Source organism: Bacillus sp. LJBS17 (genome assembly GCF_019334685.1).
GTDB classification, from domain to species: Bacteria; Bacillota; Bacilli; order Bacillales; family Bacillaceae; genus Bacillus; species Bacillus subtilis.
The window spans coordinates 1,708,031-1,733,168 of sequence record NZ_CP079759.1 but is presented as its reverse complement, the minus strand read 5'-3'; the positions used below and the strand labels follow the sequence as shown (position 1 = coordinate 1,733,168).

23 protein-coding genes are annotated in these 25,138 nt (G+C 43.0%); all 23 read right to left on the bottom strand.

All coding sequences use genetic code 11. The features are described from left to right. Window positions 1-25 precede the first annotated feature (25 nt). Complete coding sequence (tepJ, locus tag KXZ66_RS08965) at window positions 26-238, bottom strand: YlzJ-like family protein (RefSeq protein ID WP_003231871.1); 213 nt, start codon at window positions 236-238, stop codon at window positions 26-28. Next, on the bottom strand, window positions 235-972 hold the full coding sequence (gene tepA / locus KXZ66_RS08960; RefSeq protein WP_003245712.1) for a translocation-enhancing protein TepA: 738 nt from the start codon (window positions 970-972) through the stop codon (window positions 235-237). Before tepA ends, tepJ begins: the two co-directional genes overlap by 4 nt. Before the next feature lie 115 nt (window positions 973-1,087). Next, entirely contained in the window at window positions 1,088-2,755 is a 1,668-nt protein-coding gene (gene rnjB, locus KXZ66_RS08955) for a ribonuclease J2 (RefSeq protein ID WP_003231875.1), read from the bottom strand. 177 nt (window positions 2,756-2,932) lie between these two features. Next, entirely contained in the window at window positions 2,933-3,805 is an 873-nt protein-coding gene (gene dapA / locus KXZ66_RS08950) for a 4-hydroxy-tetrahydrodipicolinate synthase (RefSeq protein ID WP_014476832.1), read from the bottom strand. Window positions 3,806-3,835: 30 nt separating this feature from the next. Continuing rightward, window positions 3,836-5,050 carry an aspartate kinase gene (gene dapG / locus KXZ66_RS08945; RefSeq protein WP_015483233.1) on the bottom strand — a complete coding sequence of 405 codons (1,215 nt, stop codon included), beginning with the start codon at window positions 5,048-5,050 and terminating at the stop codon, window positions 3,836-3,838. Window positions 5,051-5,141: 91 nt separating this feature from the next. Next, window positions 5,142-6,182: an aspartate-semialdehyde dehydrogenase gene (gene asd / locus KXZ66_RS08940; protein WP_049140028.1), complete on the bottom strand. Its 1,041-nt coding sequence runs from the start codon at window positions 6,180-6,182 to the stop codon at window positions 5,142-5,144. A gap of 125 nt (window positions 6,183-6,307) precedes the next feature. Next, window positions 6,308-6,910 (bottom strand): dipicolinate synthase subunit B, encoded by a 603-nt coding sequence (gene dpaB / locus KXZ66_RS08935; protein ID WP_003231884.1) that lies wholly within the window; start codon window positions 6,908-6,910, stop codon window positions 6,308-6,310. Window positions 6,911-6,912: 2 nt separating this feature from the next. Continuing rightward, a complete protein-coding gene (gene dpaA / locus KXZ66_RS08930; RefSeq protein WP_003231888.1) occupies window positions 6,913-7,806 on the bottom strand; it encodes a dipicolinic acid synthetase subunit A in 894 nt (297 codons plus the stop codon). A gap of 185 nt (window positions 7,807-7,991) precedes the next feature. Further along, window positions 7,992-8,249 carry a YlmC/YmxH family sporulation protein gene (locus tag KXZ66_RS08925; protein WP_003231890.1) on the bottom strand — a complete coding sequence of 86 codons (258 nt, stop codon included), beginning with the start codon at window positions 8,247-8,249 and terminating at the stop codon, window positions 7,992-7,994. A gap of 77 nt (window positions 8,250-8,326) precedes the next feature. Next, entirely contained in the window at window positions 8,327-9,556 is a 1,230-nt protein-coding gene (locus KXZ66_RS08920) for a M16 family metallopeptidase (protein WP_021479282.1), read from the bottom strand. A gap of 39 nt (window positions 9,557-9,595) precedes the next feature. Then, window positions 9,596-10,555, bottom strand: a complete 960-nt coding sequence (locus KXZ66_RS08915) for a polysaccharide deacetylase family protein (RefSeq protein ID WP_219144875.1) — start codon at window positions 10,553-10,555, stop codon at window positions 9,596-9,598. A gap of 116 nt (window positions 10,556-10,671) precedes the next feature. Continuing rightward, window positions 10,672-12,789, bottom strand: coding sequence for a polyribonucleotide nucleotidyltransferase (pnp, locus tag KXZ66_RS08910; protein WP_003231897.1), 2,118 nt, complete (start codon window positions 12,787-12,789; stop codon window positions 10,672-10,674). A 172-nt stretch (window positions 12,790-12,961) separates the two neighbouring features. Then, window positions 12,962-13,231 carry a 30S ribosomal protein S15 gene (gene rpsO / locus KXZ66_RS08905; protein WP_003220957.1) on the bottom strand — a complete coding sequence of 90 codons (270 nt, stop codon included), beginning with the start codon at window positions 13,229-13,231 and terminating at the stop codon, window positions 12,962-12,964. A 156-nt stretch (window positions 13,232-13,387) separates the two neighbouring features. After that, complete coding sequence (gene ribF / locus KXZ66_RS08900; RefSeq protein WP_049140022.1) at window positions 13,388-14,338, bottom strand: bifunctional riboflavin kinase/FAD synthetase; 951 nt, start codon at window positions 14,336-14,338, stop codon at window positions 13,388-13,390. A gap of 18 nt (window positions 14,339-14,356) precedes the next feature. Then, window positions 14,357-15,286 (bottom strand): tRNA pseudouridine(55) synthase TruB, encoded by a 930-nt coding sequence (gene truB / locus KXZ66_RS08895; protein WP_049140020.1) that lies wholly within the window; start codon window positions 15,284-15,286, stop codon window positions 14,357-14,359. 81 nt (window positions 15,287-15,367) lie between these two features. Beyond that, a complete protein-coding gene (rbfA, locus tag KXZ66_RS08890; protein WP_009967251.1) occupies window positions 15,368-15,721 on the bottom strand; it encodes a 30S ribosome-binding factor RbfA in 354 nt (117 codons plus the stop codon). Window positions 15,722-15,737: 16 nt separating this feature from the next. Then, on the bottom strand, window positions 15,738-16,016 hold the full coding sequence (locus KXZ66_RS08885) for a DUF503 domain-containing protein (protein WP_003231905.1): 279 nt from the start codon (window positions 16,014-16,016) through the stop codon (window positions 15,738-15,740). Beyond that, window positions 16,013-18,163, bottom strand: coding sequence for a translation initiation factor IF-2 (infB, locus tag KXZ66_RS08880; RefSeq protein ID WP_014479801.1), 2,151 nt, complete (start codon window positions 18,161-18,163; stop codon window positions 16,013-16,015). The genes KXZ66_RS08885 and infB overlap by 4 nt, the downstream gene beginning before the upstream one ends. A gap of 19 nt (window positions 18,164-18,182) precedes the next feature. Beyond that, entirely contained in the window at window positions 18,183-18,485 is a 303-nt protein-coding gene (locus tag KXZ66_RS08875; RefSeq protein ID WP_003220946.1) for a YlxQ family RNA-binding protein, read from the bottom strand. Between the two features lies 1 nt (window position 18,486). Continuing rightward, the gene (rulR, locus tag KXZ66_RS08870) at window positions 18,487-18,762 is read right to left on the bottom strand and encodes an RNase P modulator RnpM (RefSeq protein WP_009967250.1); all 276 of its coding nucleotides are present in this window, start codon (window positions 18,760-18,762) and stop codon (window positions 18,487-18,489) included. A 13-nt stretch (window positions 18,763-18,775) separates the two neighbouring features. Continuing rightward, complete coding sequence (gene nusA / locus KXZ66_RS08865; RefSeq protein ID WP_003231912.1) at window positions 18,776-19,891, bottom strand: transcription termination factor NusA; 1,116 nt, start codon at window positions 19,889-19,891, stop codon at window positions 18,776-18,778. Window positions 19,892-19,925: 34 nt separating this feature from the next. After that, a complete protein-coding gene (rimP, locus tag KXZ66_RS08860) occupies window positions 19,926-20,396 on the bottom strand; it encodes a ribosome maturation factor RimP (protein ID WP_151870243.1) in 471 nt (156 codons plus the stop codon). Window positions 20,397-20,725: 329 nt separating this feature from the next. After that, window positions 20,726-25,039 (bottom strand): PolC-type DNA polymerase III, encoded by a 4,314-nt coding sequence (locus KXZ66_RS08855; RefSeq protein WP_151870244.1) that lies wholly within the window; start codon window positions 25,037-25,039, stop codon window positions 20,726-20,728. Between the last annotated feature and the right edge of the window lie 99 nt (window positions 25,040-25,138).

Below are 25,138 nucleotides of genomic sequence, written 5' to 3'. Positions count from 1 at the left end.
TTGCCCTTAAAAAAGGGTTGGATTCTTATACGTTTAATTTCAGCTTTTGTCCGGGTGAAATGTCCGGATGCAGAAAATGCATTGGATTGGTGCTCATGATTTGAATGACTTCCGCTTCATTCCCTTTCATTTCGACTAGAAGCGGTACACCTTTATATTCAATTTGCTCATGTGCGCTTGTCTCTTGGTTCTGTTCTGCAAACACAATTTCCTGCGGCATCACGGTATAAAGAATCATTGAATCATCCGTCCTTCTTCTTTCCTTGCTTCGTCGATGAGCTCATTCAGTTTATTGATTGCCTGTCCGACACCGCCTGCGTGATCGATCAATCCGTATTTAACTGCATCCTTACCGACTACATTTGTTCCGATATCCCGTGTTAAGTTTCCTTTTGAAAACATTAGCTCTTTAAATTTCTCTTCGGTTATATTGGAATGGCTTGTCACAAATTTAACAACTCTTTCTTGCATCTTATCCAGGTATTCAAACGTCTGCGGCACCCCGATGACCAGCCCGGTGAGCCTAACTGGATGAATCGTCATCGTTGCTGTTTCGGCGATATAGCTGTAATCACAGGATACAGCAATCGGAACGCCGATGGAATGCCCCCCGCCAAGCACGATAGAAACGGTCGGTTTCGATAAAGATGCAAGCATTTCCGCTATTGCAAGACCAGCTTCAACATCTCCTCCGACAGTATTTAATATGATCAGCAAGCCTTCAATTTTGGGATTTTGTTCAATTGCCACAATCTGCGGGATGACATGTTCATATTTTGTTGTTTTGTTTTGCGGAGGAAGCTGAACATGGCCTTCAATTTGTCCGATAATGGTCAGACAATGAATATTTGTATCTTGGGGCAGCTGCGGAAGCGTCGTTTCACCAAGCTGCTGTATTTTATTCATAATGCTGTCCTTCGCATCATTTTTTTCAGGACGCTCTTCTTCTGTGTTTTCCATACGATGATCCATCTCGCTTTCATCCTTTCCGAGTTTCTCTTTGTATTATGAACAAAGATACTTCATTCAATCCCGGCTTGAAGGACAAAAAATAAAGACCGGAGCAGCTCCGGTCTTTAGTCAGTCATTATACTTCCATAATAATTGGGATGATCATCGGTTTACGTTTCGTTTTTTCATAAAGGAATTGGTTCAAAGCATCCCGCATTGCCTGCTTCAGCGTTGACCATTCGACATTTGATGTTTCAGTCGCTTCTGTCACGATGGACCGGACGAGCTCAGTAGCCTGTACGATTAGACCTTCAGACTCTCTTACATAAACAAAGCCGCGAGTGATAATTTCTGGTCCTGATACAAGATGTTTCTTTTGTTTATCAAGTGTAATGACAACGATTAAAATTCCGTCCTGTGAAAGCAAGCGGCGGTCTCTCAATACGATATTGCCGATATCACCGACACCTAAACCATCAATTAAAATATTGCCGTAAGGAACTTTATCCCCAATTTTTACGTTTTGGCCGCGGAATTCAACGACGTCTCCTTTTTCAATTAAGAAGATGTCACTGCGCTTCATGCCGGTTTCTTCAGCGATTTTTGAATGAGCTTTTTGCATTCTGTATTCGCCGTTTACAGGAATCAAATATTTTGGTTTAAGCAGGTTGATCATCAGCTTTAACTCTTCTTGTGAGCCGTGGCCTGATACATGAACACGCTTTTGGGCAAAGATGACTTGTGCACCGGCTCTCGCAAGAAGATCTACTGTTTTAGAGTAAATGAGTTCCTGCCCGGGAATCGGAGTTGACGCAATGACCACCGTATCCCCTTCTTCAATGTTCAGCTGTTTGTGAGCTTTGTTTGCCATTCTTGTCAAAGCAGCTAATGGTTCACCTTGGCTTCCGGCTGTAATAATGGCCACTTCGCGCTTCGGATATTTTTTGACATCCTGTACAGAAATAAACAATTCATCATCTGCTTCAATGTATCCTAACTTTCTCGCCAGCTGCAGGACAGATTGAAGATTTTTTCCGGCTACGGCAATCTTTCTGCCATTTTGAGCCGCTGCATGAATGACTTGCTGAATCCGGTTAATATTGGATGCGAAAACAGCAATAATCACCCGGTTCTGTGAATTATACAGCGCATCCGAAATTTCTCCGCTGACAGCCGCTTCCGAAGGGGTGTAACCCGGCCGTTCCGCATTTGCACTGTCAGAAAGCAGAGCGAGCACGCCGCTATTGCCGATCTTGGCGATCTCGCCAATGTCGCACGTCTGATTAAGTGCAGGTGTTTGGTCAAATTTGAAGTCTCCCGTGCATACAATAGATCCAAGTGATGTTTTAAAGCTCACACCTACAGAATCAGGAATGCTGTGAATCGTTCTAAAGAACGATACCTTTGTTGATTCAAATGTAATGACAGATTTTGAGTGAATTTCTCTTAAATCAGTTTTTCGGTTATGTCCGTATTGTTTTAATTTCTCTCTTAACAGTGCAAGCGTCAGTTTTGTTCCATACACTGGAACGGACAGCTTGTTTAATAAGTAAAAAACGCCGCCGATATTTTCATCGTGCCCGTGCGTTAAAAAGATTGCCTTGACGCGGTCAGCCCGTTCAATCAAATATGATATGTCAGGAATCACTACATCAATACCGAGCATTTCGTTTTCTGGATGCATAAGGCCGGCATCAACGACAAATATGTCCGAGTCAATTTCAATGACATAAAGGTTCTTCCCAATCTCTCCGACACCGCCAAGGGCGATAATTCTAACGTTTTCTGTATTTTTCTTTTTCAAAATCTATATCCTCCTAGTCTCATACCCGTCCATCATCACTTGTTCCTATTATAACTGAAAGTAAATTTAGAAAACAAGATAAAGCAGAAGGTTTAGGGAAAACCAATATGTAAAAGAAACGGTCAAACTCAGCTGGATGTGAGAATGACCGCGTTTGTTTCACTGTATGAAATTTTCTTACAGTTCGCTGATCGTGCTGCTTAAGCTCAGACGTTCATCCTCAGTTAACGGGACTAGAGGCAGACGCACAGAACCGACATCAAGACCTCTCAGCTGAAGCGCTGTTTTGACTGGAGCAGGATTAGGCGCTTTAAACAGTTCCTTCATAATCGGCAGCAGTTTCTGATGGATCAGTGCCGCATTAGCTGTTTGCCCATTCGTATAATTTTTGATCATTTGCTGCATATCAGAGCCTGCAATATGGCTCGCCACTGATACAACTCCTCTTCCTCCAACTGAAAGAATAGGAAGCGTCAGAGCGTCATCCCCTGAATAGACATAGAAGTCTTCCGGTGTTTCAGCAATAATTTTTGTAATCGCTTCTAGGTCTCCACTCGCTTCTTTAATCGCAACCACATTCGGAATGTCCGCCGCCAAACGGATCGTCGTTTCAGGAGCAAGAGAAGCAACCGTACGGCCAGGAACATTATAGAGCATAACCGGAAGAGATGTCTCTGCCGCAATTGCTTTAAAATGCTGGTACATTCCTTCTTGAGAAGGTTTATTGTAATACGGGGTAACAAGCATAACAGCGTCCACGCCCGCTTCCTCAGCTTTTTTTGTCAGCTTAATGGAATCTTTCGTGTTGTTGCTTCCAGTACCAGCGATAACGGGCACCCGTCCGTTTACTTCTTTTACCGTATATTCAAAAAGCGCAATTTTTTCTTCAGTTGAAAGGGTCGGAGATTCTCCAGTTGTTCCCGCTACTACTAAAGAATCCGTTCCGTTTTTCAACAAGTAATCAATCAGTGTAGACAGTTTTTGAAAGTCTACGTTCCCTTTATTGTCAAAGGGTGTAATCATCGCTGTAGACACATTTCCGAAATTCATTTTATTCACCTCATCATGATTCAATCACATTTACTTCGAAAGTTCAAACACTTCATGCAAAGCGTTTACAGCAGGAACCATATCCGCTTCATGGACGAGCACCCATATCGTCGTATGGCTGTCAGCCGACTGAAGGATCGGAATTTCTTTTTCTGAAAGAGCCGATACAATTTTGGACGTAACACCGGGAACACCCATAATGCCCGCGCCGACCGCCGATACCTTCGCGCAGTTTCTCGTCACCATTGGATCATAGCCCATATCCATTAAAATACGCTGAGCTGTTTCTGTTTTATTTCCGGCTACCGTATAGACGATTTCACTAGGTGTAATGTTAAAGAAATCGACACTGATTCCAGCGTTTGCCATAGCCTTGAACACTTCAGTCTGAACGTTATACTGGCCGATTTTCGCAGGCACTTTGAACTGCGTGACATCTTTGACATGGGCGATTCCCGTAATCAGCCTTTCAAAAACATCACTGCCGACCTTGGAAGAGTGATGTGATGTCACCAATGTACCTTTATCATTCGAATAAGTCGAACGGACGCGGATCGGAACCTTGGCCTGCATTGCGATTTCCACAGCACGCGGATGAATGACCTTGGCCCCCTGATACGCCAGGTTGCAGATTTCTGTATACGTCACAACAGGAAGCGGTTTTGCATTTTCCACCACTCTTGGGTCAGCAGTCATCACGCCTTCTACATCGGTGAAAATATCGATGTATTCCGCATCAACAGCTGCTCCAAGTGCGGCTGCAGACGTATCGCTGCCCCCTCTGCCGATTGTTGTTGTATCACCCTTTTCAGTTGCGCCCTGGAAGCCTGCGACGACTACCGCATCATGATTGGCGAGCACACTGAATAAACGCTCCGGTTTCATTTCAATGATTTTTGCATTGGTATGCTGATCATTCGTTAAAAAGCCAGCCTGAGCCCCTGTCAGCGCAGCTGCTTTCACACCGTTATCAAGCAGCATGCTTGTAAAGACGACAGAGGAAATAGTCTCTCCGCAAGATAAAAGCAAATCCTGTTCCCTAGGAGAAATCGCTGACTGATCGCCGTAAAGCAGCCCGAGCAAAGAATCTGTTGCATACGGGTCCCCTTTTCGGCCCATCGCTGAAACGACAACGACAACCTTATATCCTTCACTGATTGCTTCTTTAATATGCCCTAAAGCCAGTTTGCGGCCTTTATCATCTTTTACTGATGTTCCGCCGAACTTTTGAACAATTATCTTCACTGTTTTCACTCCAAATTATTCGGACGTAACAGAAGAGAGCAGGCTGATAGCGCCTTACTCTCTTCTATTCGTCTTTAGAAAATTCTCTCTTTTATACGAGGTTTAGTTTTTTCAGGCTTTCTGCAATTTGAACAGAGTTCCATGCCGCGCCTTTTAATAGGTTATCAGAAACAACCCATAAATGAAAACCGTTTGCTCTGTCCAAGTCTTTGCGGATGCGGCCTACAAACACATCGTTTTTGCCGACAGCATCAGCAGGCATCGGATAAAGCTGCTGGCTTGGATCATCCTGAAGTGTCACGCCCGGAGCTTCTTGCAATAGATTTTTAATATCTTCAACTGTAGCGTCATCACGGTCTATTTCGATGTAGACGGACTCTGAGTGCCCAGTTTGGATTGGCAGTCTCACACATGTAGCCGCTACTTGAAGGTCAGGCATGTGCATGATTTTTTTCGTTTCATTTATCATTTTCATTTCCTCAAACGTATAGCCGTTATCTTGGAATTTATCGATTTGCGGAATCGCGTTGAAGGCGATTTGATAGTGTTTTTTGTCACCTTTTACAGGCATGATCTCAGGCTCTATTTCTTCTTTATTTAAAATCGCCTGTGTTTGGCTGTAAAGCTCTTTTACAGCTTCATTACCCGCTCCTGATACTGCCTGGTAAGTTGATACGATGACTTTGTTTAAGCCATATGCTTTGCGGATCGGTTCAAGTGCCGCAACCATTTGGATTGTAGAGCAGTTTGGATTGGCAATAATGCCATTGTGTTCATGCAAGTCTGCCTCATTCACTTCTGGCACAACAAGCGGTGTATTTTCATCCATGCGGAACGCGCTCGTATTATCTATAACAATAGCGCCGCGTTTTACAGCTTCTGGTGCCAATGCTTGTGATACGCTTCCGCCGGCGCTGAACAAAGCAATATTTACCCCTTCAAAGCTCTCAGGAGAAGCTTCCTGAACAGTCAGCTCTTGGCCTTTAAACGTGACTTTTGTCCCCGCAGAGCGTTTTGAAGATAGCAATGTAAGTGTGTCCATTTCAAAGTTTCTGTCTTCAAGTGTTTTAAGCATTTGTTGTCCCACAGCCCCTGTCGCTCCGACAACAGCTACGTGTAAACCTCTTCCCATCTGTAAAACTCCTTCCGCCAATCAGCTTCATTGAATTGATTTGACTATGATTTTACGTTTTATTTTACCATAGAATATGCGGGTGATGACCGAATTTTTTAGTTTGGGAAAGATTTTCTGTAAATTTAGTCATTTCCCTGATAATTCTCAACTAGAATCGGCTGAAGCTGCTGGTGCATGAGTGCCTTTTCAATCGTTTGCGGTAGCAGATCCATTTTGGCTACCATTGAATTCGGTTTTTTAAAGGGATCGTCTTGCCCGAATGGAATAAAAAAGATATTTTTTGTTGACATGAGCCTCATTAAATTTGTTCCGTTTAAACCAAGAGCATCATTTGTCGAGATACCCAGAACGACAGGCCGATTGTTTCGGATTGTCGCTTTTGCCGCCATCAGCACCGGGCTGTCCGTCATGGCATTTGCCAGCTTGCTCATTGAATTGCCTGTTAAAGGCGCAATGACCATGCAGTCAAGGGGCAGCTTCGGTCCAAGAGGTTCTGCCTTTACAATCGAATCAATGGCCTCATATCCAGTCAGGTCTTCAATTTTTTTAACCCATTCTGCGCCCTCTCCAAATCGGGTATTTGTGGATTTTACATTAAATGTGACAACCGGACGGACTTCAGCTCCTTCATTGACCAACGCCTCAATTTGCGGGAAAACCGCTTCATATGTGCAATGCGACCCGGTCAGCCCAAACCCGATTCTTTTTCCTTTTAATGACGACATCCTTATTTCCCCTCCTCAGCTTGTATTTCAGCCAAAAGCTTGCTCAAGACGTTTGCAAGGATTTGCCCAGCTGTTTTAGGAGCGACAATCCCTGGAAGCCCGGGAGCAAGAAGTGCTTTAATCCCTTGTTTCTCGGCATATTTAAAATCCGTTCCCCCGGGACGTGAGGCCAGATCCAATATTAAGGTTTTTGGTGTCATGCTAGAAAGTACCGTTTGATTTAAAATCATACTCGGTATGGTATTAATGCAAATATCTATATCTTTTACATGCTCTTTCAGCTCATCGGTATGAAAAGGAACGAGCCCCATTTCAGTGATACGTGCCAGATGCGCTGAACTTCTTGCCCCCACTTTTACATTCGCCCCGAGCGCGGCAAATGTACGGGCAATCGTCATCCCGGTGCGACCCAGACCGAGAACGGCCACCTGTGATCCGTGTATCGTATAATCCGTGTGCTGAATAGCCAGCATGATCGTTCCTTCTACTGTCGGAATAGAGTTGTATATCGCAATGTCATCCCGCTCAAACAGTTTAACAAGTTTTCTTTTTGCCTGAGCTGCAATGTTTTCTAAATAGGCGTTAGAAATTCCTGAGAAAATGACACAATGTGCAGGCGTTCTGTCGAGATGGTCCTGTTTTAACACAACTTCTTCATTAGAAAATACAGTCGATACGACACCTTCTCCTGTTGTCGCGGATACTGGAAGAATGATGCTGTCTATTTGCTGAAAAGGAATTTCATCAATATTGCATTTTACTGCCCCGGTAAAACCGTGATCCAATTGGTCAAAACCGACAAGATAGATGTCAGCCTGCTGTTCAGTGAGCTTTCTTATAATTTCGAGCTGTCTTGCGTCACCGCCGATAACTGCAATTTTCAATCCGGTTAACATTCTAAACGTTCACCTTCTTTGTATATACTGGATCTCTAGTTGTTAAGCTCCCCTTCATCTTATGATCAAAAGAAAATACTGGTGAATATAAAAGATGCGCTTTTTCCATATAAAAAAACATCGGCTCCGGCAGCCGATGTTTCAGATGTTTTCTTTAGAGCCCGCTTCACAGTCAATTGGGCTATTTACTCTTGTCGAGGAGGCATTTCCTCAGGTACATCTAATATAATCATATCTGAACCGATCTTTTGAATATGGTGCCATGGGACACGAATGTCATGACCTTGCTTTCTCAAACCAAACCACTTAACTGTGGGAATGAGGAGTGCTGTAATCTGTCCATCCTGTTCATTGATTTCCAAATCGGTCTGGCCGAGCACTCCGAGCCGTTCAGCTCTTTTGATGTCTACAATTTCCTTTCCTGATAATTCACTGAGCCGCATGTCTGTCACCCCCTTGTACTATGTATGATGAAAGGGATTAAAAAATGCCTGCTCCATTATGGAGCAGGCTTTCCTTTTTAAGACGGCATATTGCCGGAAGGGCTGATAAGTGCTAATGCATAGTCTTCGGTAAACAATTGTCTGGCAAGGCCGTTAACACGCTCTAAGTTCACGGCGTTTAATTCATTGATGATTTCATCTAATGTTTTATGTTTGCCGAGCAGCAGTTCATTTTTTCCGTTTCGGCTCATTTTGCTGTTTGTGCTTTCTAAGCTCAGCATTAAGCTTCCCTTCATTTGCTCTTTGCTGTTTTCCAGTTCTTTCGAGGTAATGCCGTCACGTTTTAATGTGGCAAGGGTTTCTTGAATTGTTTCCGACAGCTGCTGAAGCTGATTTGCACCCGTTCCGCCGTAAATAGTGAGCATTCCGCTGTCCTCATATGAGCTGTGATAGCTGTAAACAGAATAAGCAAGTCCTTTATCTTCACGCACATCTTGGAACAGCCGGCTGCTCATGCTGCCTCCGAGCACATTGTTGAGGACGATTAAATCATAAATACGTTCATGGCCAACCTCTAAGCCTTTAAATCCAAGGCACAAATGAGCCTGCTCTGTTTCTTTTTTTCTCGTCAGTTTTTCCGTGTAGAACTCAGGCTTCTCAAGGCCTGTCGCTTTGCCTTTCGCCTCGTATGACCCGAACCATTTTTCTACATCTTTGATAAAACTGTCAGATATATTGCCCGCTACCGAAATCACCACTCGGTCCGGCGTATAATAATCATGCATGTATTGTCTGAGAGAGTCACCGTTAAAGGAAGCAAGCGTTTCTTCCGTGCCTAGAATTGGGTAGCCTAAAGAATGATTGCCGTAAGTGGCTTTGCTCAATAAATCATGTACAATGTCGTCCGGCGCATCTTCATACATTTTAATTTCTTCATATACTACATTTTTCTCTTTTTTCAGCTCGTTTTCATCAAACGTTGAATGAAAGAACATATCTGCTAATACGTCCAGCGCGTAATTCGCATGCTCGTCAAGCACCTTTGCATAGTAGCAGGTATATTCCTTTGAAGTAAACGCATTGACCTGGCCGCCAATACGATCAAAAGATTCTGCTATCTCGCGTGCAGATTTTGTGCTCGTCCCTTTAAAGAACATGTGCTCTAAAAAGTGAGAAATTCCGTTTATCTCCGGCGTTTCATGTCTCGACCCTGTGCCGATCCATACGCCGATCGCAACAGAACGGACTGTCGGATTATTTTCCAGCACAATTCTTACACCATTTTGACACGTATATCGTTTAATCAAATTTGTTCCTCCTATTCAAAGACAAGCTGCCTTCATCTGTTACTTCAATAGTCTTGTTTCATCCATTAGTTCAGTGACTGTTCCAAGCGCATATCCTTTGTCTTTTATCTTTGTAATCAGCGCTTCAAGACTTTCCGCCGTAGGGTCAGTCGGATGCATTAAAATCATGGCACCATTATGTATCTTGCTTAACACTCTCGTCTGAAGTACAGACGGAGCCGGCTTTTGCCAATCGATTGTATCAACTGTCCACATGACTGTTCCCATCTGTTTCTCTGCTGCAATGTCGATAACCGCTTTTCTGAAACTTCCGCTTGGCGGAGCGAACCACTTTGGCTTAACGCCGATCGTTTGTTCTATTTGTTCATTAGTCTTGTCGAGCTGCTCGGAAATTCTTCCTGTAGTCAGTTTGCTCATATCCGGATGATTGTATGAATGATTTCCGATTTCATGTCCGTCTTTTGCAATCTTCTTAGCGAGCTTTTCATTGTTTCTCACCCAATTGCCTTCTAAAAAGAACGTAGCTTTAACCTGGTGCTTTTGCAGAATAGGGAGCATTTTTTCCAAATACTCATTTCCCCATGCCACATTGATTAAAAAAGCCACCATCGGTTTGTCAGGATTTCCTTTATAAATAGGCTCAGGCTGAAGTGACTCAAGATGAACACTTGGTTTTACTTGACTGTACACCAAATCTTTTTCCCGAAACTCACCATGCTTTTTCATTTTTTTATATGATTGTTCAATATTGACCTTTAATCCATTGTAGCCTGGAATGCTTTTCCACACTTTATCAATTCTTGCATTCTGGGGCTTAACTTCGTACTCCGGCGCTTTTTGAAGCAATTCTTCATATAATTGGTCTTTTGACGCCGTGACAGTCACCGTATCTTTTTTCATTGCCCCTATATAATCAAGTGCATGCGGATTTTCCATCATCTCAAATGAGACAAAAAAAAGAAATAAAAAAACGGCAAACGGTACAAATTTTTTGTACATGTTCTGTCCCCCCTCACCTCACATTATGAAGGAGAAGGACAAGGTAGAACCCGCCTGCTTTTGAAAAGCTTCAAAATAAAGAAGCCGGGTCTCCCAGGCTCCTTTTATGTTTTCATTTAAGATTGTTGTTCTTCTTTTTCTTTCTCTTCACGGAGCACCGCTTTGCGGGATAAATTCACTCGTCCTTGTTTATCAATTTCAGTGACTTTGACAAGAATCTCGTCTCCGATTTTTACAACATCTTCAACTTTCCCTACGCGTTCAAGCGCAAGCTCTGAAATGTGCACCAAACCGTCTTTTCCGCTGAAAATTTCAACGAAAGCCCCGAATTTTTCAATCCGTTTCACTTTACCTAGGTAAAGTTGGCCGACTTCAACCTCTCTAACAAGGTCTTCGATGATTTTTTTCGCTTTTTGGTTGCCGCTTTCATCTGTAGAGGAAATAAAGATTGTGCCGTCCTGCTCAATATCAATTTTAACACCGGTTTCTTCGATGATCTTATTGATTTGTTTTCCGCTTGGTCCGATGACATCGCGGATTTTATCAGGATTAATGGTCATTGTTAAGATCTTAGGCGCATATCGAGAAAGCTCTTTTCTTGATTCGCTTAATGTTGCAAGCATGCTGTTGAGGATTTCCATTCTGCCCTTTTTCGCCTGCTGAAGCGCTTCTTCAAGAATCTCTCTGGAAAGGCCTTCAATTTTAATGTCCATTTGCAGGGCCGTTACGCCTTTTTCAGTTCCCGCTACTTTAAAGTCCATATCTCCGAGCGCGTCTTCCATGCCTTGGATGTCAGTCAAGACAGTGTAATGTTCGCCTGATTTGACAAGACCCATCGCAATACCAGCAACTGGCGCTTTAATCGGTACACCAGCATCCATCATTGCAAGTGTGCTTGCGCAAATGCTTGCTTGAGATGTAGAACCGTTTGATTCAAGCACTTCTGAAACAAGACGGACAGTATAAGGGAAGTCTTTTTCAGACGGAATAACTGGCTCAAGCGCACGCTCACCCAGTGCTCCGTGTCCGATTTCACGACGTCCCGGTCCGCGCATCGGTCCTGTTTCCCCAACGCTGAATTGCGGGAAATTGTAATGATGCATAAACCGTTTTGACTCTTCGACACCTAAGCCGTCAAGGATTTGCACATCTCCCAGAGCACCTAGCGTACATACGCTGAGGGCTTGAGTTTGTCCTCTTGTAAATAGACCTGAACCGTGCGTTCTTGGCAAGAGGCCAACCTCTGAAGAGAGCGGGCGGATTTGATCGACACCGCGGCCGTCCGGTCTTACTTTCTCTTCAGTAATCAGGCGGCGAACTTCATTTTTCACCAGCTTGGATAAAATCTGCTTCACTTGCTTGATTGTGTCTTCATCATGTTCTTCATCCTCGAATTTTGCCACAACTGCGTTCTTCACTTCGTTAATGGCATCTTCACGGGCATGCTTTTCATGAACTTGGATGGCTTTCAGCAGATCCTCTTCTGCCAAAGCTTTTACTTTTTCATTAAGCTCTTCATCAATTTCAAAGAGCTTAATTTCAGATTTCTCTTTGCCGACTGCTGCAACAATTTCTTCTTGGAATGCAATCAGGCGTTTAATCTCTTCATGGCCGAACATAATGGCCTCAAGCATGATTTCCTCAGGAACTTCGTCCGCTCCCGCTTCTACCATGTTAATCGCATCTTTCGTGCCGGCAACGACAAGATTGATGTCGCTTTTTTCAAGCTGATCGACTGTCGGGTTAATGATAAATTGATCATCAATGCGTCCGACAGTAACCCCTGCAATCGGTCCTTCAAACGGAATATCCGATACAGAAAGTGCAAGAGATGAACCGAACATGGCAGCCATTTCTGAAGAGCAGTTTTGGTCAACACTCATGACAATGCTGATGACTTGAACTTCATTACGGAATCCATCGGCAAACAAAGGACGGATCGGACGGTCAATTAAACGGCTGGCAAGAACCGCTTTTTCACTTGGACGTCCTTCTCTTTTAATAAATCCGCCCGGAATTTTCCCTACCGCATATAATCTTTCTTCATAGTTTACAGTAAGAGGGAAGAAATCAAGCGGTTTAGGTTCTTTTGAAGCGGTTGCTGTACTAAGTACTGCTGTATCACCGTAGCGGATCATCACAGCACCATTTGCCTGTTTGGCAAGCTGGCCGGTTTCAACAGTAAGCGTTCTTCCGGCCCAATCTATGGTAAAGACATGTTTTTCTTGTCCCATACAATTACGAACTCCTCTCTTCGTTGTGTGAAATAATCAATTACTCCTATTATGAACGAAATGAATTGAACATATCAATGTCAAAGTAGTATGTAAAAGGATTTCAATGATTTGTTATAAGAAATTTCGCTTTAATACGATAAAAAAGCGGGAATCCTCCCGCTTTTTACGATTATCGACGTAAGCCTAGTTTGTTAATTAACTCACGGTAACGAGTTACGTCTTTATTACGCAGATACGTAAGAAGATTACGACGCTTACCTACCATTTTAAGAAGACCGCGACGTGAGTGGTGGTCTTTCTTGTGAGTACGTAAATGCTCGTTCAAGTTGTTAATTGAGTCAGTTAGGATAGCGATCTGAACTTCTGGAGATCCAGTATCAGATTCGTGTGTTTTGAACTCATTGATGAGTTGGTTTTTACGCTCTTGAGTAATTGCCATCCTGTTTCACCTCCAAATCATATTTAGCCCCAGTTACCTAGCAACCGTCGGTGACTTCGGATTGCCAAGCAATGGTTTTAAGACTACGAAAACTATCATACTAAAAATCGTGCCTATATGCAAATATTTTAGAATAAAATTTGCGTGCGTTGCAAGTTATTTCCGTAAATTGCTGAAATAACGGATGGCTTGCTGCTTATCTTTCTCAATTTGCTCTGTTAATTCTTTGATGCCATTGAATTTCCGCTCGCTCCGAATCCGTTTGTACCATTCGATTTTTATAGCGGCTCCATATACCTCTTGATCGAAATCAAACAGATTGACCTCGATGGAAGGCTGCTCAGGGCGCTTTTCATAAAACGTTGGCTTATAGCCAATATTGCAAACGCCATTGTAAACTTCGCCGTTCACTTCCGCTTTTACGGCATATACACCTGTGGGCGGGACGATATAGCTGTTATTTAAACCGACATTCGCTGTCGGAAACCCGATGGTCCGCCCTCTTTTATCACCATGAATGACAATTCCTTTAATAAAATAAGGTTGTCCAAGCAAGACATTCGCCAATTCAACATCTCCGTTTTGAAGCGCGGTACGGATATACGAAGAACTGATTTTTTTATCCTGCTCCGTTAATTTTTCTACCATTGTGCACCCAGCTTTTCCGTCTAAATCATCCGGCATGGTCTTCATTGTTCCCTTGCCGTATTTGCCGTACGTAAAGTCAAAGCCTGCCACTGCGTGCTGCACATTAAGGCCGATAATATACTGGTCTATAAACTGCTTAGGAGAAAGAGAAGCAAACACTTCATTAAATTTAACGACATACAGAACTTCTGTACCTAATTGTTCAATTTGATTTATTTTGTCTTCAAGAGGCGTAATCAGATCCTTAGGTTCCTTATCTCTGCCCAACACGTGAGAAGGATGGGGATGAAAGGTCATCACAGCCAATGTCAGACCTTTTTCTTCGGCTATTTGCTTCGCTGTGCAGATTACCTTTTGATGCCCGAGATGAACGCCGTCAAAATATCCTAACGCCATCACTGATTTTGCCTGCTCCTCTTTTATTAAATGATGAGGATGTGTAATATGTATCGTCTTCACAGAACGGTCACCTTTTTTCTATTGTTCGCTTTTTTGCATCAATACTTTTGCCGGCTTTAACAGCCCTTTTTTTGCAGGATGAGGGAAATAGATCGCCAAACAGGTTCCGGATTCAGTAAAGACGGCGATACGGTCTTCACTTGTCATTTCAGAAAACTGCTCGGGCGTCTCAAGCAAAGCCCCATTTTCTACTTTCTTAGCTAATGTATCACTTATGATCCATTTCGGCAAATGATTGAGCGCACGTTCAATAGGAACTGTATGCTCTTCCACGGTTCCGGATTGGGCCTGTGCTTCGAGCTCATCAAAAGTAAAGCATTCGTCGAGAGAAAAATCTCCGGATGCCGTACGGATTAAATGAGACATATGAGTCGGATATCCGAGCTTTTCTCCGATCATGACCGCCAGCGTCCTTACATAGGTCCCTTTGGAGCAAGTCACTGTAAACCGGAAGCTTGCGGTTTCTCCATGATGTTTAATCTCTGTCGTCAGGGCAATGTCTTCAATGGTTATCATACGTTTTGGACGTTCTACTTCAATCCCTGCTCTTGCGTATTCGTATAATTTTTTGCCGTTTACTTTTACAGCGGAATACATGGGCGGAATTTGTTCTTGTTTCCCCTTTAAACTGTTTAAAACCTTTTCTACATACGCTTTATCAATGTCGTGATTGACAGGCTTTGTTTCCACCGTTTCTCCGGTTTGATCCTCTGTAGTGGTTGAAAAGCCAAGCGTTATTTCTGCATCATACGTTTTAGATTTTTCAGTTAAGTATTCGACTATTTTTGTCGCTCTTCCTACACAAATCGGAAGCACGCCTGACACTTCCGGATCGAGCGTTCCTGTATGTCCTACTTTTTTTGTTTTTAACAGCTTTCGGATCTTCATGACACAGTCGTGCGATGTCATGCCAACAGGTTTATGTAAAAGGAGAACTCCGTTAACCATTTGCCTTTCACTCCTTCTTTTGAGCTTTTTTCTTTTAAACGAAGAAAGAGGACAGACGATATACGCCTATCCTCTCATTTTTTATTCAGATGGTTTCTCTGAATGTAATTCGTGAATCAGTGTTTCGATCCGATTCCCGTAATCGATTGATTCATCGAACTCAAATTCAATTTCAGGCGTTTTTCGAAGTCTGATGCGGCTGCCGATTTCGGATCGGATAAATCCTTTCGCTTTTGCCAGCCCTTTCAGCGCTTCTTCCCGTTTTTTCTCGTCACCGAGAACCGAGATATACACCTTTGCAATTTGCAAATCACCTGATACACGTACATCCGTTACTGTCAGAAAACCAATTCTCGGGTCTTTCAGCTTGCGGCTGATAATATCACCGAGTTCTTTTTTCATTTGCTCGCCGACACGGTTTGCTCTCATACTCAATTCAATCACCTCTAAGTTAAAACCACTCTGTCCTAGTGATCGTCCGTTCAATTTCAGGAAAAGAATCGATAAACGCTAGGACGCGTTGCAGTTCTTTTTCTGTTTGAACGCGAGAGGAAGAAACAGCGGCGATTCCGAAGCTGGTTCTTTGCCAGGTGTCCTGATAGCCAATCTCCGAAATCGAAACATTGAACTTGTTTTGAACCCTGGTTAAAACCCGCTTCAGAACGGCACGCTTTTCTTTTAGCGATCCTGCATCATAAATGATGCATTCACACTCCGCAAATCCGATCACGTTCTTTCAATTTCTTGCATGACAAACGCTTCAAGGATGTCACCTTCACGAATGTCATTGTATTTCTTAATTGTAATACCACATTCATAGCCTTGTGAAACTTCTTTCACATCGTCTTTAAAGCGTTTCAGAACATCTACTTCGCCTTCAAAGATGACGACGCCGTCACGAATTAAACGGAGGCCGCTGTCGCGCGTAATGGTTCCTTCAGTAACATATCCGCCGGCAATTGTACCGATTTTAGATACTTTGAATGTTTGGCGTACTTCTACTTGACCAATTACTTTTTCTTCATATTCAGGATCAAGCATACCTTTCATGGCAGCTTCAATCTCGTCGATTACTTTGTAAATGATACGGTGAAGTCGAATATCTACATTTTCAGCTTCAGCCGTACTCTTAGCATTTCCGTCCGGTCTCACATTAAACCCGATAACAATTGCATTGGAAGCAGATGCCAAGATAATGTCTGATTCAGTAATCGCACCAACGCCTGTATGGATGATTTTCACTTTAACGCCTTCTACTTCAATTTTTTGAAGTGCAGCCGTTAAAGCTTCAGCAGATCCTTGAACGTCAGCTTTTACGATGAGGTTGATGTCTTTTACATCACCTTGCTTAATTTGCTCGAATAAATCATCAAGACTGAGCTTCGCTTTATCGCTGCGCTGCTCTTCAAGCTGTTTCGAAGCACGGGCTTCACCGACAGAACGAGCTGTTTTTTCATCCTTAAAGACAAGGAATTGGTCTCCCGCTTGAGGGACATCATTCAAACCGGTAATTTCAACCGGAGTTGACGGGCCGGCAGTTTTCACACGGCGGCCAATGTCGTTAACCATTGCACGGACACGGCCAAATGTATTGCCGACTACGATCGGATCACCGACATGCAGTGTTCCAGTCTGTACGAGCAATGTCGCGACTGACCCTCTGCCTTTATCGAGTTCAGCTTCAATAACCGTTCCTTTTGCCTGACGGTTCGGATTCGCTTTCAGTTCCTCTACCTCACTGACAAGCAAAATCATTTCAACGAGCTCATCAATGCCTTTTCCAGTTAAAGCGGAAAGCGGCACAAAAATGGTTTCTCCGCCCCAAGCTTCAGGGACAAGTCCGTATTCCGTCAGTTCTTGCATCACACGGTCAGGGTTTGCGGATTCTTTATCTATTTTATTCACAGCAACGATGATTGGAACCTCTGCTGCTTTTGCATGGTTAATCGCTTCAACTGTTTGCGGCATGACACCGTCATCGGCAGCTACGACAAGAATCGTAATATCAGTTACTTCTGCACCGCGTGCACGCATTGTTGTAAATGCGGCGTGGCCCGGTGTATCCAAAAACGTGATTTTCTTGCCGTTCTCTTCAATTTGATAAGCGCCGATATGCTGAGTGATTCCGCCTGCTTCTCCTTCAACAACCTTTGTTTTACGGATGCTGTCAAGAAGCGTTGTTTTCCCATGGTCAACGTGGCCCATGATTGTCACGACAGGAGGACGAATTTCAAGATCCTCTTCATTATCAGGCTCTTCGTATTTTTCCAGCTCTGTTTCTTCAAGCACAATGACCTCTTCTGTTTCAACACCATATTCTGATGCAATGAGTTCGATTGTGTCTTTATCAAGCTCTTGGTTAATAGTTGCCATTACGCCAAGAAGCATCAGCTTTTTAATGATTTCTGAAGGCTCTTTGCCAAGCTCTTCAGCAAGTGCGCCAACTGTTAAAGTGCCAGAGAATGTAATTTTCTCAGGAAGCTCTTTTTTCGGCTTTACAGGCTTTTGCTGATGTTGGTTTTTATTATTGTTGTTGTTGCGTTTATTTTTTTTGTTGTTGTTATTCTTCTTGTTTTTGTTAAATTGATTATTCTGCACGTCATTCTTCTTTCCGTCTCGAATTTTATTTGGTTGATTTCCAGCTGATTGCTGATTAACCCCTTGTGGCTGTTTGTTTTTGTTCGTTTCTGCTGGCTTTTGAGATTTAGCAGCTGCGCCGCCTTTTTTATATTTGGCATCTAGCTTTTTAATGGCCTTTTCTTCAAGCATGGCCATGTGATTATTCACTTCTAAATCCATGTTCTTCAGTGCGGTCAAAATTTCCTTACTTGAAACATTTAACGCTTTTGCATATTCGTATACTCTCATTTTAGCCATTCGTTCACCCCCAAAAATATTAATCGAGCAAGCTGATCAGCTTATTCGCAAAACCTTGGTCAGTGACGGCGACAACGACACGGGCTTCTTTACCGATAGAGCGTCCAAGAACCGCGCGACTCTCGACTTTTTTATAAGGGACTTTATAATAATTGCACTTGTCAGTTACTTTTTTTGCTGTGTTAGATGATGCATCCTCTGTAAGCAGGACAAGCTTTGCACGCGCATTCCTGATTTCTTTTATTACCAAGTCTTCGCCTGACACGACCTTACGAGCTCGATTGGCCAGACCCAGCAAGGGAAACCATTCCATTCCAGACATTTTATTTTTTCACCTTTTCCGCCAGTTCCAGCAATTCATCGAAAATCTGGTCATCGATTTGTGATTGAAATTGATTTTGCAAAGTGTTTTTCTTTTTTGCTGCTAAGATGCACTCTTTATCCAGCGTTAAATAAGCACCCCGCCCATTCTTTTTTCCGGTCGGGTCTACTGAGATTTCGCCTTCTTTTGACCGTACAACTCGGATCAGTTCCTTTTTAGGCTTCATTTCACCAGTCACTACACATTTGCGTAATGGGATCTTTTTGTGTTTATTCACCTAAAGTCACCTCTTATTCATCCGATTCAGCAGTTTCAGGCTCCGTAAAGAGCGGCTCATCATCTTCTTCAAGTTCTCTCGGATAGATTCCAAGTTCTCTTGCGTCCGTTTCGCTCTTAATATCAATCTTCCAGCCTGTCAGTTTAGCAGCTAAGCGTGCGTTTTGTCCTCTTTTGCCAATTGCCAGAGACAGCTGGTAATCAGGAACAATAACAGTTGTCGCTTTTTCTTCTTCATTAACGATGACATCAAGCACTTTGGAAGGGCTGAGCGCATTCGCGACAAATTCTACAGGATCACTGGACCAGTTGACAATGTCAATTTTTTCACCTTTTAATTCATTGACGATTGCTTGCACACGCTGGCCTTTAGGCCCTACGCATGAACCGACAGGATCCACGTCAGGATCATCTGTGCGAACAGAAATTTTCGAACGGTCGCCGGCTTCTCTGGCAACAGATTTTAGCTCGACAGTTCCATCATAAATTTCAGGCACTTCAATTTCAAACAAACGCTTTAACAGGCCTGGATGTGTTCTTGACACATAAATCTGCGGGCCCTTCGTTGTTTTTTCTACTTTTGTGATATATACCTTAATGCGGTCATGGGGCTTGTAGCTTTCATTCGGCATTTGCTCATTAACCGGCAGCAAGGCTTCTATTTTGCCTAAAGACACGTAGATAAATTTATTGTCCAGACGCTGGACGATCCCTGTCATGATGTCTTCTTCACGGTCGATAAATTCAGAATAGATCACGCCGCGCTCAGCTTCGCGCACACGCTGTGTGACGACCTGCTTCGCTGTTTGAGCAGCTATGCGCCCGAAATCCTTAGGTGTAACTTCGATTTCGACGACATCGCCGACCATATATTCCGGATGGATGCCCTGTGCCTCTTCAATTGAGATCTCTAATCTCTGGTCGTATACTTCGTCAACGACATCTTTTCTTGCAAATACACGGATGGAGCCAGTTTCACGGTTTAGATCCACCCGTACATTTTGCGCTTGATTAAAATTCCGCTTATAAGCAGAAATTAACGCAGCTTCGATTGCTTCGATGATAATTTCTTTACTGATGCCTTTTTCTTTTTCAAGAATCGTGAGAGCATCTAATAATTCACTGCTCATTTAACGGTCTCCCCCCTTAAAACATTTGTATTCATTAGAATGTAACAGCTAATCTTGCATTAGCTATCTTTTCATACGGAATATTGATCCGTTTCTTTCTTGTTTTGATCGTGATCTCAACTGTCACTGTTTGTCCATCAAATTCAGCCAGTTCACCTTCAAACACTTTTACGCCGTCAATAGGCTCATACGTCTTAATGTATACGTTTTTTCCTAGTGATTTTTCGAAATCGGCTTTTTTCTTTAGCGGACGCTCAGCTCCTGGAGATGAGACTTCAAGAAAGTAATTTTGGCTGATTGGGTCTGCCTCATCAAGCTTTTCGCTTAAAGCTTCGCTTACTTTGGCACATTCCTCAATATCCACACCGTCATCGGAATCAATAAACACGCGAAGGAACCAGCTTTGGCCCTCTTTGACAAATTCAATGTCAACGAGTTCCAGCTGAAGGCTGTCTACGATTGGCTGAGCCATTTCTTGAACGGTGTCAGTCATTTTTTTGCTCATGTTCTTCCTCCTTGTGCTGTCGATCTCATATTCGTCTCGTCACTCTGCATAAAAACCCTGCTTCAAAAGAGCAGGGGCTAAAAAGTAAACGATGAACATGTCGAGACAAAATTCTCCTGTTCAATACAAAAGAGCGGGTTTCCCCACTCTTTGCCTCGGTAATCGTTAGCATTTCCAATAAAACTATACCATAACCATATTTTTATTGCAAATGGATATACGCTTACCTTCATACCTAAGCAAGTGACAGAAACTCTAATATTACGATGGCACTTTTTGCGCTTATGTATGCATAGAAGCAGAATTTCTGAGAAATTCTGCTTTCCATATTAGAACAGTGACAATTGGTTTTGATCAGGCAGTGATTCCAGACAGCCGTGGCGATCTAAGTACTCTAAAATCGTTTTTGATACTTTCCCTCTCTTTTGCAAATCTTCTTTTGAGAGGAATTCGCCTTCTTCGCGAGCTTTTACAATGTTCAAAGCAGCGTTCGTCCCTAACCCTGGAATAGAGTTAAACGGCGGAATAAGACTGTTGCCGTCAATAATAAACTCTGTAGCGCTGGAGCGATATAAATCGACTTTTTGGAATGAATAGCCTCTCTCACACATCTCAAGCGCTAATTCTAAAACAGTCAGAAGGTTCTTTTCCTTCGGTGAAGCATCGAGTCCTTTAGCGTTTATATCCTCCATTACCGCTCTGATTGCTGTAGAGCCCTTGATCATTGTATCAATATCAAAGTCATCTGCACGAACGGTAAAATAAGCCGCATAATACAAAAGAGCATGATGCACTTTAAAGTAAGCAATGCGGACTGCCATTAAGACATATGCCGCGGCGTGGGCTTTCGGGAACATGTATTTAATCTTTTTACAAGAATCAATATACCAGTCTGGGACATTGTTATTTTTCATTTCTTCTTCCCATTCAGGCGTTAATCCTTTTCCTTTACGCACGAATTCCATGATTTTAAAGGCAAGGGACGGCTCAAGGCCTTGATAGATTAAATAAACCATAATGTCATCACGGCAGCCGATAACCTCACTCAGCTCACAAATATTATTGTGGATGAGCTCCTGTGCATTGCCAAGCCATACATCAGTTCCGTGAGACAAGCCTGAAATCTGAACGAGCTCAGAAAAAGTGGTCGGCTTTGTATCTTCAAGCATCTGCCGGACAAATCGGGTTCCGAATTCAGGAATTCCAAGAGTGCCCGTTTTACAGCCAATCTGTTCTTCAGTCACACCGAGTGATTCGGTTCCCTGGAAGATCTTCATCACTTCAGGATCATCCGTCGGAATTGTTTTCGGATCTATTCCGCTTAAGTCTTGAAGCATCCGAATAACGGTCGGGTCATCGTGTCCAAGAATATCAAGTTTTAACAGATTGTCATGGATGGAGTGGAAGTCAAAATGAGTCGTTTTCCACTCTGAACCTGTGGCATCTGCCGGGAACTGGATCGGTGAAAAATCATAAATATCCATATAATCCGGAACTACGATAATACCGCCAGGGTGTTGTCCAGTTGTACGTTTTACACCTGTGCATCCCTGTACGAGCCGATCTATTTCGGCACCGCGCATATGAAGATTGTTGTCTCCGGCATAGCCTTTTACATAACCGTAGGCTGTTTTTTCTGCCACCGTGCCTATTGTTCCCGCACGATATACATTGTCTTCTCCGAACAATACTTTTGTGTAATTGTGTGCTTGCGGCTGATATTCCCCTGAGAAGTTCAAATCGATATCAGGTACTTTGTCCCCTTTAAATCCTAAGAACGTTTCAAATGGAATATCATGACCGTCTTTTTTCAAAGGCGTTCCGCAATGAGGACATGTCTTGTCAGGCAGGTCAAAACCAGAACCGACAGAACCGTCATTAAAGAACTCAGAATGCTGACACTCAGGACAAACATAGTGCGGCGGCAGCGGGTTTACCTCAGTAATCTCAGTAAGTGTCGCAACTAATGAAGATCCTACGGAACCACGGGAACCAACGAGATACCCGTCATCTAGTGAACGTTTTACAAGTTTGTGAGAGATCAAGTAAATAACAGCAAATCCGTGGCCAATAATACTCTTTAACTCTTTTTCAATCCGCGCTTCGACAATTTCAGGCAGCTCTTCCCCGTAAATGCTTCTTGCACGCTGATAGCTCATTTCTCTGATCTCTTCATCAGCGCCTTCGATTTTCGGCGTATATAAATCATCTTTAATCGGCTTGATGTCATCAACTAAAGAAGCAACCTTTTGGGTATTGGTGACTACGATCTCCTTCGCTTTTTCTTCACCTAAGAAAGAAAAAGCTTCAAGCATTTCGTCTGTCGTTCTGAAATGCACTTTCGGCAGTTCATGCCTATTCAGCGGATTTGCCCCGCCTTGTGAGGATATTAAAATCTTTCTGTAGATTTTATCCTCATCATTCAAGTAATGAACATTTCCCGTAGCAACAACCGGTTTATTAAGCTTTTCCCCCAGCTTCGTGATATTCGCAATAATTTCTTTCAGCGCTTTTTCATCACGGACCAGTTCAAGCTCCAGCAAGTGACGATACACTTCAGGCGGCTGAACCTCAAGGTAATCATAGAATGACGCGATATCTTCCACCTCTTCAGGCGATTTTTGCATCATTCCCTCAAAAACCTCTCCCCTGTCACAGGCAGAACCGATCAGCAGCCCTTCCCTGTATTTCTCAAGCTGAGATCTCGGAATACGCGGCACTCTGTAAAAATAATGAATATGAGAAAGTGACACAAGCTTAAATAAATTTTTAAGTCCCGTGCTGTTCACGGCAAGTAATGTTGCATGATACGGTCTTGATCTTTGATAAGCATTGGACTGACCCATATTTTCATTCAACTCATCATGGTACTGAATACCTTTTTCAGCCGCGTCTTTCAGCATTTTCAGAAGCAAATAAGCGGTTGCCTCAGTATCATAGATCGCACGGTGATGCTGTGTGAGTTCGATATCAAACTTTTTACAAAGTGTGTTCAACCGGTGGTTCTTAAATTCCGGATAGAGAAAACGTCCTAGTTCTAGCGTGTCAATGACTGGGTTTTTAGCTTTATCGACTTCAAGAAGCTTTTTATAGGCTACATTTAAGAATCCCATATCAAAGCTTGCATTATGAGCGACAAGGATATCATCGCCAATCCATTCTCTGAAATCTCTTATTACATCTACGACATCTGGAGCGTCTTGTAGCATATCATCAGTGATCCCTGTCAGCTCTATGATTGTGGCGGAAAGCGGACGATGCGGGTTCGCAAACGCCTCAAATTTATCAATAATTTCTCCGCCTTTTACTTTTACTGCAGCCAGCTCAATAATGGTATCGTATACAGCAGACAATCCTGTCGTCTCAACGTCAAAAACAACATATGTTTCTTCTTCGAGCAGACGATGTGCGGCATTATAAGCAATTGGCACGCCATCATCCACGAGATTCGCTTCCATCCCGTAAATCATTTTAATTCCATGCTTTTTGGCCGCAGAATACGCATCAGGGAAGGATTGAACGACAGCATGGTCGGTCAAAGCGATGGCCTCATGCCCCCATTTTTTCGCCTGTTCGACAAGCTTTCCGATACCCGTAACAGCATCCATTTGGCTCATTGGGGAATGAAGATGCAATTCCACTCTTTTTTCTCCTTCAGGTGCTGAATCTTCACGGGTTTTTGCTTTTATTTCGTTTACGTCATTAGCGATCATGACAAGGTCTCTGACAAATGTATCATTTTGAATGCTTCCGCGTGCTTTTACCCACATTCCTTTTTTCAGAGACTTCATCAGTGCCGCATCTTCTTTTTCACGTGCAAACATTTTGATCAAAATACTATTTGTATAGTCTGTAATTTTGAAGATACACAGCGTGCGCCCGCTTTTCAGCTCGCGCGTCTCCACATCAAACACATAACCTTGGACCGTAATTCTTCGTTCTTCGTCCATGATGCTGTCAAGTGTCCGGATTTCCTCGTTATCTTTAATTTGATAACCGATAACAAGAGGACCAGATGGTGCTTGGTCTTCATCACTTTCTTTATCTTTCTTCTCCATTTCAATCAAGGCCTGCATAGCCCGCTCTTGGTCTTCTGCAAGCTTTTGCTCCCGAAACTTTTGAACTTCCTGCTCGGATACAAATATTTCAGCATCAAGCTGAAGATCTGGAAAGCCAAATTGACGGTAGCCTGCTTGTATCATGGAACTGTATTTGTTCTTTAGCGCAGCCGCTTCTGTATCCGTTTTGGTTTTGACAATCAGTTTATTGCCCTTCAGCTTCGGTTTTTGCTGGTTTAAAAGACTAATAATCGGCGGCGAAATGCCCTGCAGTTCTTCAATGCAGCGTGACCAGTAGTCTTGAACGATACTTTCACTGACATCGGCATCCTGAACTTCAATTGAAGATGTCACTTTTGCTATGTGGGCAAACGATTGCGTCAGCCTCGTTGTTAATATGTCATATATTTGAAAAGGCAGCAAAGATTTAAATTGAAAATGAAAATGCCAAGACTTAGAAGCTTTGTGAATTGTCAGCTTTTTAATCTCGCCATGTTCAAAGTATGTCATGAAGGTATCATCTGTCATATTAATCTGCTGCAGAAGAATTTGAAACTGCCTTCTGTTTACTGATAACTGTTCCATTAAGACAGTATCCCTCCCTAAAAACATCATAAGTGAAGGTACCTCAGGCAATGAGGTACCTTCTATTATTTCTATTTTAACATGTTTTTTGATAAATCG